Consider the following 10,614-nt stretch of genomic DNA (forward strand, 5'->3'; position numbering starts at 1 on the left):
AAAATGCGATAAATTTTCGTCCACTGTCTTGAAGAATGCGGGTGAATCGAGTATAATGGCGAATATAATGGTAAATGATATAAGTTTAACAAACCTTTCGATCATTTGGATGGAGGTCGTAACAAAATGGATAACAGACAGAAGACAATCGGCGTTTTGACCAGCGGCGGAGATGCACCGGGTATGAATGCAGCGGTTCGCGCGGTCGTCAGAAGTGCACTTTATAAGAAAATGCGTGTCATCGGCATCCGTAGAGGGTACAGCGGCCTGCTGGCCCGGGATATGGTTGAGATGAATCTGCGCAGCGTCTGCGATATTCTGCATCGCGGCGGTACAGTGCTCTATACCGCGCGCTGCCCGGAATTCCGTGACGATGCGGGAGTTGAGCGCGGTCGGCAGGTCTGCGAGGAAATCGGGATCAGCGGCCTGGTCGTCATCGGCGGTGACGGATCGTTCCGCGGTGCGCGCGACCTGTCGCTCAAAGGGGTTCCCTGTATTGCGCTGCCCGGCACCATCGACAACGACATCGCTTCGAGCGATGAAACCATTGGCTTTGCAACCGCGATCAATACGGTTGTAGACATGGTCGATAAGCTGCGTGATACCTCCCAGTCGCATGACCGTTGCTCGATCGTTGAAGTTATGGGCCGCCACTGCGGAGACATTGCCCTGCACGCCGGTATCGCCTGCGGCGCTTTGGCGATCCTTGTCCCTGAGATGCCGTTCACAATCGACGGGATTATCGAGAAGATGCAGAGAACCCTGAATACCGGCAAAAAGCATTTTATCATTATTGTTGCGGAAGGGGTCAAGGACAGCATCGGCGGGGACGTACATCAGCTGGCGCGGACACTGGAAGAGCGTACAGGCGTGGAGTCCCGCGCGACCGTTCTTGGGCATGTACAGCGCGGCGGCGTCCCGACCGCCCGTGAGCGTGTCATGGCGAGCCATATGGGTTATCGTGCGGTTGAGCTTCTCGAACAGGGGATTGGAAATCGTGTGATTGTCAGCCGTGGAGGTGAGATCGTCGATTTGGACATCCTGGAAGCGTTGAACATGAAGCGTAAGTTCGATGAGCAGCTTTATCGGATTGCTGATGTGATCTCTATTTAAGAACCCGTTCCATATCTTATACAGGATGTTTTTTCCTTGCGAAAAAATACACTCCCTCGTATCTTTCCCTGTGTCTTCCCGGGACATCTGACCCGGATGAGCGGAGCTGCTGACGGTATCGCAAAGCTGTCGGCAGCTCCGTTTCCCACTTTCCAAACTTTTTATCATTTTGCAGGAAACAGATTCCGCTTGCAGTAATATGTGGAGTTTGTTACACTATATAAATAAGCCGGTAGTTTCCGGCATGGAAAATACCATCTATCTGGAAAGGAGAACGCCACAATGAACCATTTACATAAACGGGCCGCTCCGATATTGGCCGCGCTGTGTCTGGCGGGAATGGGGGTACAGGCAGCAGCCTCTCCCTTTTCTGCTTTGATGACTATTGGGGCTTCGGCGCAGAGCAGGATTCCGTCAGAGGCATTGACGCAGGTTTCACAGGCAGAGCCGCTGCCGATTCTGGAGCCAGCAGTTTCAGCACCTGCGGTGGACGGGGCAGAAGCCGCTCCGGCCGAGCCGGAGTCTGTCGGGGGATGGACCCCTTCCGGCAGTTCCGGGGAGATTTTTCGCAGGCTGAACGGCAGATGGGCGGGTTCCCTGCCGACCAAGCTGTCTTCCTCCGCCTATTATCTTGACCCAATCGAGCTGAACATCGTAGATGACGCTCAGACGCCAAAACTGTTCATCACGATCCAGTCCTATGATGCGGCCTATATGCTGCCAAATTCCTGGAAGGTTTCGAAGGAAGGGACAACCTTTACCTTCAATGAAGGGACCTGGGAAGCAACGGTGACCCTCTCGCTGGCCGAAAACGACACCAAACTGGCTGGTACAGTGGCGCAGTATGACAAGGTTTACGAATTCGAACTGTACAGGATGTCGAGCACTCCGGACATCAAGGACCAGCAGGAGCAGTATCTGTTCGAGGGGGAGCCGCCCGCAGTCTGGGCCGAACGGCTGGCGAAATACCCCAGCTTCGGGACAGGCAGCGACACGATTCCATTTACCTACGAGCTTTACGAGAAAGAGAAAATTGCTGCGCTGCTGAATGCGGCAGATTTCGCCAATACGGCTGTAAAAGGGTATAGCAGCGATGTCGCGATGATGCAGGCGCTGCTTGAGGTGTTCTGCGACCGGTTCCCGCATGACGGCGCTTCCGGGATGCCCGAACAGACCGATGTGATTTCGATTCTGAATTATGCCGATCAGGCGGAAGGGATTGAGTGTCGCGGACAGGCGGCAATGTTTTCTGCGATCCTGCGCGCATATGGAATCCCTGCCCGCGTGGTGATGTGTCTGCCCTATACAGACCCCTGCGAGGACTGCCATGTAATCGTGCACGCGTGGTCGAGCGATCTGGGGCAGTGGGTGATGATCGACCCAACCTACCGGCTGATGCTCCGGGATCAGAACGGGAGCTACTTAAGTATTCCGCAGGTGCGGGATGCGCTGGTCAGCGGGCAGGTGCTTGTCGCCAACGAGACTGCTGGACATAACCGCGCCCCCTTCTCAATGGAATACTACCGCGCCTATATGACCAAGAATATGTTCCGTTTTTCCAGCCGCACCAATGCCTGCTTCGAAGGGGATAATGCCGCAGGAAACCGCGATCGTCTGCTTGTTCCGCTGAATTATCAGGTTCAGTATCCATGGTCGCGCCCTGAGATTGTTACCACCAATGCGGATGCCTTCTGGGCCGCACCAATCCTTTGAATTGGCTGAAACAGGCGCCGGATAAAGACGATCCTGTGTCTCTGCCATCCCAATCCTGCTCATTTGGGGAATGGCAAAAAGCCTCTTGAGGAAGTGAATAAAAAACGCCCCGTCTTTTGTAGCTTTTGAAGATAGAATTTGTAAAAAAATACTGTTACAATAGAAATAAAACAAAAGGAGGGATTGGGATGCGTGCAAGATATCGGGTTCTTTCGGCTTTTCTGACAGTCGTTATGGCTTTTTTGGCTTTAGGCTGCGGCTATGTGGAGCACAACAGCTTGGTAAAAGCGGATGCGTCTGACTTATTGAGTTCCAAGGACAGACGGCCATTTGAGCAGGTCTACGAAGAATATCTGCTTATGATGGAGCAATCTCCGCAGATGCTGATTTCCTGCCCGTTTTGCGGTGGAAGCGGCAGGTCGGATACAGAGTGCAAAAGCTGCAATGGAAGTGGCTACAAAACAGATCCCCATATTACAACGTTTGCGGCGTTCTTTCCATGCCGGGAGTGTGCAGGGGCTGGCTACCCAAAATGTTCTGAATGTTTTCTTGGAAGTTACATGGACCCAGACTATCAGCTGAAAAGAGAGGAATGGGACAAGCAGAGACGGGCGCTCCTAAATGAAATGGGCTACTCGGATGCGGAGATTGACGCGATGGATCGGGCGCGGGCAAAAGCATATTTGCAGGCACATAAGCAGATGTCTTCCGAGTTTGAGGGTGTTTTTCAGCCGTCAGATTTGGCAGATGCTCCTAGTGGATGCAACGCCTGTAGTGGGATTGGGACCTGCCCTACCTGCTATGGAGATGGTCTGATGGAAAATCCCTATCTGGGTGGGAAGCTACAGGATTGTGCAAACTGTCGCAGCAACAAAGGAAAATGCTGGAACTGTAATGGTACTGGCAAAAAATAACCGGCGATCCTGATAGTGGGGCGCGCATCTGAAAAAGATGCGCGTTCTGCTTTATCTCCCGCGGCATATCCTTTGGGTAAGAGAACCGGATATTTCATGGGCAGGCTGGAGCGGCGGGAGGGGGCGGATTTTAAAAAGGAAAAAATTCGGGGAAGAAATTACAGAAAAGTGCTTTATTATTCCGGGAGAAATGTGTATAATAAGGTCTGGTTGGTGCGATGCGGATGGTAAGATTGGAAAGTTTTGCGTTCAAGGCTTGTAGTTTTGTGCCATACGCATTATAATAGAGTCTAGAGCGCTTTTGCGTGTTTTTTACATTAAGGAGTTTGCCCATGGTTTTTGCCAATCTGTTGTTTATTTATCTGTTCCTGCCGCTCAATCTGCTGTTTTATTTTCTTTCGAAACAGATCGCTTACCGCAATGCGGTGATGATCTGCTTTTCGTTTCTTTTCTATGCGTGGGGGGAACCAGTCTGGGTACTGCTTCTGCTGACTTCGGCAATGTTCGACTATATGCATGGGCGGCTGATCGGAAGGTTTCGAGGCGGGTGGATCGCACGTGCTGCGCTCTGTTCCTCGCTTCTCATCAACCTCGGTTTGCTCTGCACCTTCAAATACAGCGGATTCCTGGTGGAAAATCTCAATGCGTTGCTGCATACCTCGTTTACGCCTCCGGCTTTTGCACTGCCGATTGGCATTTCCTTCTACACCTTCCAGACGATCTCCTATGTGGTAGACGTCTACCGTGGAGAGGTCGAGCCGCAGAGGAACCCGGCGTATTATCTGCTCTATCTTTCGATGTACCATCAGCTGGTCGCAGGGCCGGTCATCCGATATGCGGATGTTGCCCGCGAGATCCGCAGCCGGTCGGTCACCCTGGTAACCTTTTCAGAGGGCATGACCCGGTTTGTATTCGGTCTGGCAAAAAAGGTCCTGATTGCAAACGTTGCGGGCAAGCTCTCGGGCAATTTCTTTGACAGCGATTTTTCCCAGCTTACAGTGGGTGGGGCATGGTTTGGTGCATTGCTCTATACCTTGCAAATTTACTACGATTTTTCCGGTTACTCGGATATGGCGATCGGACTTGGCCGGATGTTCGGATTCCATTATAAAGAGAACTTCAACTACCCGTACATTTCAAAATCGGTGACCGAGTTCTGGCGCAGATGGCATATCTCGCTTTCGAGTTTTTTTCGCGATTACGTCTATATTCCGCTGGGAGGAAACCGGGTCCACCCAATTCGCAATCTGCTGATTACCTGGTTCCTCACCGGGCTTTGGCATGGGGCAAGCTGGAATTTTATCCTGTGGGGAGTCTATTACGGACTGTTTATCCTGTGCGAGCGGCTGTTCCTCGGGAAGTGGCTTGAGAAGCTGCCGAAATGTGTCGGACATATCTACCTGCTGATCGTGGCAGTTACCGGCTGGGTGATCTTCTATTTTACAGACACCTCGCGGCTGGGACGTTACCTTTCGATCATGTTTGGTTTGGAAGGGCACAGACTGTGGGACAGCCATGTCCATCTCAGCATTTTGAATAATATCTTCTGGGTAGCATTGGCGGTATTCTTCTGTATGCCAATTGTCAAGATGCTCAAACGGTTTGTCTCTGAGCGGCTTCCGGTCGGAAACATGCGGGTGCTGCTCTGTGGTCAGACGTTTATCAATTTTGCACTGCTTGTGGTCTGCACCGCTCAACTGGTTGGGCAGAGTTACAATCCATTTTTGTATTACAGATTCTGACGGGGGAAAACAATGAGAAAAAAGAACAAAGCAAAACAGTTCCGGTATTCTCCGGGCAGCGGAAATACCGGGAAGAAGGAGAGTCCAGAAAGGAAAAAGGCAACCGTAAAACCCGCCCGCCCGACTGCCGAAGAGGAGATCGAGCGCTATTATGAACTGGTGCATCTCAAGGTGCCGGGTAAAAGCCTGAGCCGGATTTCTGCGTTTAACATCATGGTGCTATGCGGAATGTTGGCAGCTTTCTGCGTCGGTTCGTTTGCGATGGAAAAGCCGGTTTTTTCACAGATTGAGAAGCGCGACCTGGCCAAGATGCCGGAATTTTCAGCATCCAGCCTGTTCAAAGGCTCGCTGACCCGCGACATCGAAACCTATTTTGCAGATACGTTTCCGTTTCGTGAGTGGCTGGTGACCCTGTCGGCAGTGGTGGATGAAAGCCGCGGAATCCGGATGGATGATGTGCGGATCGTGCAGCCGCCCGGGGGAGAGGTGCAGGATATCCCAGCGGATGCGTCCCTGCCTGAGAACAAGAATCCGACACCGCCTCCATCCGGGAACAGCCTCCCAGCGGTTTCTCCGGATGGCAGTTCGTCTGAGGACAGTTCCTCTGAGGCTTCCTCCTCGCAGGCATTCACACTGGAGCCGCTGGAGGACGATGGGGAACCGACGACGGTCAGCAACGGCATCTTTGTCTATAAGGGGATGGCGATGTCGCTGTTCGGCACCAGCTATTCCAACGGGGAATGGTATGCGGAGGTACTCAACACCTATCACCGCGAGCTTCCTACGGTGCAGATTTACAATATGATTATCCCGACAGCGAGCGAATTCTATATCCCGAAGAAATATGCGGATATGTCTGCGTCCCAGAAGGATGCAATCGACCATATTTACAGCAAGGAGGATGCGTCGATCAAGAAGGTGGATGCATGGTCCAAGCTGGCAGAGAACCGGGATAAATACCTTTATTTCCGTACCGACCATCACTGGACCGGTCTGGGGGCATATTACGCATATACTGCATTCTGCGAGCAGGCAGGCTTAGAGCCGATCCGCCTGGAGGACTGTGAAACCCGCCGCCTGGACAATTTTATCGGCACGATGTATGCCCAGACGCAGGACAGCACCCTGCTGCAAACTCCGGATTATGTGGATTATTACATTTTCCCGCAGGAGTATGAAGCGGTACGGTATGACCGTGGGGACCCCTACACTGCGAAAGAGCATTCCCTGTGGGGGGAGTATGCGGTCAGCCCGAACTGCTATTCGGTTTTCCTGCATGGAGATTTCCCGCTGATCAAAGCTACCACCAACATCAAAAATGGCCGCAAAATCCTTGTGGTGAAGGAGTCATTCGGCAATGCATTTGCGCCGTTCCTTATCAACCACTATGAGGAGGTCTATGTGGTGGATCAGCGGTATTTCGAGTTCCCGCTGGTCGATTTCATCAAGCAGAACGGCATCAACGAGCTGGTCTTTGCAAACAATAGCTTCGCAGTTTTTACGCCTTATCACATCCGCTGCATCGACGGGCTGCGCCACCTGGCGCTCTATCCGCTGCCTGCGCCTGTTCCGGCGGAGCCGGACCCGCAGGAGGAGGCAGAAGAACCGGTCGAGTCTTCTGAGCCGGAGGAACCAGTGGTTGACGCGATGGTCTATCAGCCGGACCCCGAACCTGATCCGGAACCTCCCAAGCAGCCGCCCAAGAGGGTTAAGCGGATGCCGCCGCGGGATGATTAGCCGCAGGTTGATCGCCATGGCTGTGGGGCTGGCGGTGGCTCTCTGTGGATGCGGGCAGCAGATGCATAGTCCCACGCTGCTTTCCTCCCCAGCGCAGACCCACACGTTGGTTTTGCAGGTAAACCGGAACCTGAGTCGGAATGTTTTGGTATGCGTTGACGAATTCGCTGATGCGGTCGAGCAGATGAGCGGGGGTGCGCTGACCGTCGACGTGCAGCTCGGCTATCCAAATGACACGACGGTCAGCCGGGAAGAAGCGGACATGGTTTTGCTGAACAATGCGCAGATTGCCCGCGCAGACCGGTTATTTGCGATGTTTTCCCTGCCGTTCCTGTTCGATAACGGTCACCACATGACCAGTGCGCTCAACTCGGAAGAGGTTAGGCAGATTTTGGAACAGCGGCTCAGTGAAAAGGGAATCTTTCCAATGGTCGCATTCTATAATGGGAGCAGCCATTTGGTCACAGGAGGGCAGGAATTGCGCACAGCGACAGACTTTCGCGGAGTGACTGCGGCGATGTCTGTGGGGAGTGCGGATGAATCCGCTGTTTTTCAGGCATTGGGAGTGCGGGTCCTGCCTTACACCAGTGCGTTGCGGTTGGGGGAGCGGGTGGAACTGTCCACAGAGGATGGAAAATCCGAATCGGTGTCAGTCAGCGCGATCGAGGTGACCCTCGACCAGGTTTTGAGCTTGGAACATTCGTCCGGACGGGTGCGGTTCATCAACAGCTACCACAGAATGGAGCCGCTCTGGCTTTTTATGAGCAGTCAGAGTTTCGGCCAGCTCACCAGTTGGGAACAGGCGGTGCTGTTGGAGAGCTGTGCAGGTCTGACTGCCGGGATGGAAGAAAGGCGTTCTGTCCGGGAAGCCGGCCTGCGAGAGCAAATCCGGGCTAGGGAGATTCCTGAAGTGGACGTTGAACGTCTGGCGATCGCCGGGGTGCTCTATGGAAAAAACGGACAGGGTACCGATCTTTATACCCCGCCTGATTATTTTGATCCGCGTGTTTACCAATTGGTCCAACGATTTGAATAGTGGAAAACGTCCTGCTGGATATTTTGTTCAGCAGGACGTTATGCTGAAGGAGACCTTTTGATCTATTTCCTATAGAACAGATTTCTGCGAAAAACAGATTCCACTACTTGTCATTTCACAGTTTTTATGATATGATATCCCATAGTCTTGCTAAAGGTTTATTTTAAACAAAAATGAAACAGATTATTTATTCTGTATCTATACAGAGAGAAGATAAGAGAGATTTGTTCAAAGAAGGCCAATCTCAAAGTTGGGGATCATTAATTTAATGGATATGGACAGGCTACAGAAACAACAAAATAATCCAGAAAGGAAACGACAAACATGTTGCAGAGGCTAAAACAGCACCAGTTTTTATTTGGAGAACTGGTCAAACGGGACTTCGCGAAAAAATACAAGAGGACGATCCTGGGGATGGCGTGGAGTATCCTGTCCCCGCTGATGAACCTGCTGATTATGTGGCTGGTGTTCAGCAACTTGCTTGGAAGCAACGTACACCATTATGTGATTTATCTGTTTGCAGGGCAGTTGGTATTCTCCTATTTTACGGATGCGACTAATCTAGGAATGACTTCGCTGGTGGGAAACGCGGGAATCTTCACTAAGGTGAACATACCAAAGTATCTGTTTCTATTTTCTCAGAACGTGTCTTCGCTCATCAACTTCGGGCTGACGCTCCTCATCTTCTTTGCGTTCACGGCTTTTGACGGGATTCCGTTCACCTGGAAGTTTTTTTTGCTGGTCTATCCGGTGGTGTGCATGATCGTGTTTAATCTGGGGGTGGGCCTGATCCTGTCAGCATTGTTCGTGTTCTTCCGGGATATGCAGTATCTGTGGGGAATCCTGACCCAGCTGCTGATGTGGCTTTCCGCCATCTTCTACACAATAGACGTCTACAGCGAAACGGCACAGCTCCTGTTTCTGGCGAATCCGATCTATCTGTATATTCGCTATTTCCGGAAGATCGTGATTGATGGGGCGATCCCTTCGCTGGGATTTCATCTGTTGGCTGCGGCATATGCGTTGGGAGCCTTTGCGGTGGGGGCTTACATGTACAAAAAGTACAACCATGAGTTCCTGTATTACGTTTGAGTAGAGGGTTTGCGATGAAAACAATGTTGAAAGCGGAGCATGTCTCGATCAGCTATAAGATCGGGGATTTTAAGGATATTGGGTTGAAGGAATGGACGATGCGGCATCTGAAGCATCAGTACCATGTGGAAACGTTTATGGCGGTGGAAGATGTCTCGTTTGAGCTGAAAAAGGGGGATATGCTGGGGATCATCGGGACGAACGGCGCGGGAAAATCGACGCTGCTCAAGGCGGTTATTGGGGTGATGGAGCCGAGAGCGGGGAAGATTGAACGGAATGGGAATATTTCTGCGTTGCTGGAACTGGCATCCGGCTTTGACGGTGACCTGACGGTCAAGGAAAATGCCTATCTGCGCGGAGCGATGCTGGGATATACCAAGGAATTCATGGATGAAACCTACGAACAGATTCTGGATTTTTCCGAGTTGCGGGAGTTCGAGGAACGGCCGTTCAAACAGCTTTCCACAGGGATGCAGTCGAGATTGGCGTTCTCGATCGCGTCGCTGGTGCAGCCGGAAATCCTGATTTTGGATGAGGTACTATCGGTAGGGGATGGTGCATTCCAGGAAAAGAGCGCGGCCAAGATGCGGGAAATCATCGACGGGGGTGCGGCAACGATTTTGGTGTCGCATTCGCTGAATCAGATTCGAGAACTTTGCAACAAGGTGCTCTGGCTGCACAAAGGAAAACAGATCGCATTCGGGGAGATGGAGCCGATCTGTGACCGGTATGAGGAATTTCTTACGTCGGGAAAGGGATTGCCCTGATGTTATTTATAGCCGATACCAAATCCGAAAAATCCAAAGGAGATATGGATAAATGAAAGAACTGATAAAAAAGATCATCCGCCGTATTTTAGGATGGTATATCCATCCACTTTATCATGAGGATGAACGTATCCGCGAAGAGATGACGGGTTATCAAGAGCAGCTTGGAACTGAGCGAGAAAAATTAGAAGAACAAGGACACATATTGCGAGACTTGTCTGGACAGATACAGCAGATGGCTGGAATGCAGGGCTGCTTAGATCAGCAGCAGCTGCAGATTGAAAAATTAGAAACCGAAATGCCATCCTTTCAGGAAGAGCTTCTGCAAAACGCGGAAGGCATTCAGGAACAGATCCGTCAGCTGGCAGAGCTGCGGGGACAGCTGGATCAGCAAAAAATGCGGAGAGACGAGCGCGATCTTCGGCTGGAGGAACGCCTGAATCAGCAGCAGTCACGGATAGACGAGCGCGATCTTCGGCTGGAGGAACGCCTGAATCAGC

Annotated in this window: 9 protein-coding genes; all 9 read left to right on the forward strand. The window is 51.8% G+C overall.

Going from position 1 to position 10,614, the window contains the following annotated elements; all coding sequences use genetic code 11:
* The first annotated feature begins 126 nt into the window (after positions 1 to 126).
* Positions 127 to 1,113: a 6-phosphofructokinase gene (pfkA, locus tag C814_RS08720; protein ID WP_016315298.1), complete on the forward strand. Its 987-nt coding sequence runs from the start codon at positions 127 to 129 to the stop codon at positions 1,111 to 1,113.
* Positions 1,114 to 1,395: 282 nt separating this feature from the next.
* Entirely contained in the window at positions 1,396 to 2,826 is a 1,431-nt protein-coding gene (locus C814_RS08725) for a transglutaminase-like domain-containing protein (protein WP_016315299.1), read from the forward strand.
* A 188-nt stretch (positions 2,827 to 3,014) separates the two neighbouring features.
* The gene (locus C814_RS08730; RefSeq protein ID WP_016315300.1) at positions 3,015 to 3,740 is read left to right on the forward strand and encodes a hypothetical protein; all 726 of its coding nucleotides are present in this window, start codon (positions 3,015 to 3,017) and stop codon (positions 3,738 to 3,740) included.
* A gap of 332 nt (positions 3,741 to 4,072) precedes the next feature.
* A complete protein-coding gene (locus C814_RS08735) occupies positions 4,073 to 5,482 on the forward strand; it encodes an MBOAT family O-acyltransferase (RefSeq protein ID WP_016315301.1) in 1,410 nt (469 codons plus the stop codon).
* Between the two features lie 12 nt (positions 5,483 to 5,494).
* Positions 5,495 to 7,219 carry a DHHW family protein gene (locus C814_RS08740; protein ID WP_016315302.1) on the forward strand — a complete coding sequence of 575 codons (1,725 nt, stop codon included), beginning with the start codon at positions 5,495 to 5,497 and terminating at the stop codon, positions 7,217 to 7,219.
* Positions 7,212 to 8,255, forward strand: a complete 1,044-nt coding sequence (locus C814_RS08745; RefSeq protein WP_016315303.1) for a TRAP transporter substrate-binding protein — start codon at positions 7,212 to 7,214, stop codon at positions 8,253 to 8,255. Before C814_RS08740 ends, C814_RS08745 begins: the two co-directional genes overlap by 8 nt.
* Positions 8,256 to 8,579: 324 nt before the next feature.
* Positions 8,580 to 9,347 (forward strand): ABC transporter permease, encoded by a 768-nt coding sequence (locus C814_RS08750; protein WP_016315304.1) that lies wholly within the window; start codon positions 8,580 to 8,582, stop codon positions 9,345 to 9,347.
* Between the two features lie 14 nt (positions 9,348 to 9,361).
* A complete protein-coding gene (locus tag C814_RS08755; RefSeq protein WP_016315305.1) occupies positions 9,362 to 10,114 on the forward strand; it encodes an ABC transporter ATP-binding protein in 753 nt (250 codons plus the stop codon).
* A 52-nt stretch (positions 10,115 to 10,166) separates the two neighbouring features.
* Positions 10,167 to 10,614: hypothetical protein (locus C814_RS08760; protein WP_016315306.1), on the forward strand; the 448-nt coding region annotated here is incomplete at its 3' end.

Source organism: Anaerotruncus sp. G3(2012), assembly GCF_000403395.2.
Taxonomy (GTDB): Bacteria; Bacillota; Clostridia; order Oscillospirales; family Ruminococcaceae; genus Anaerotruncus.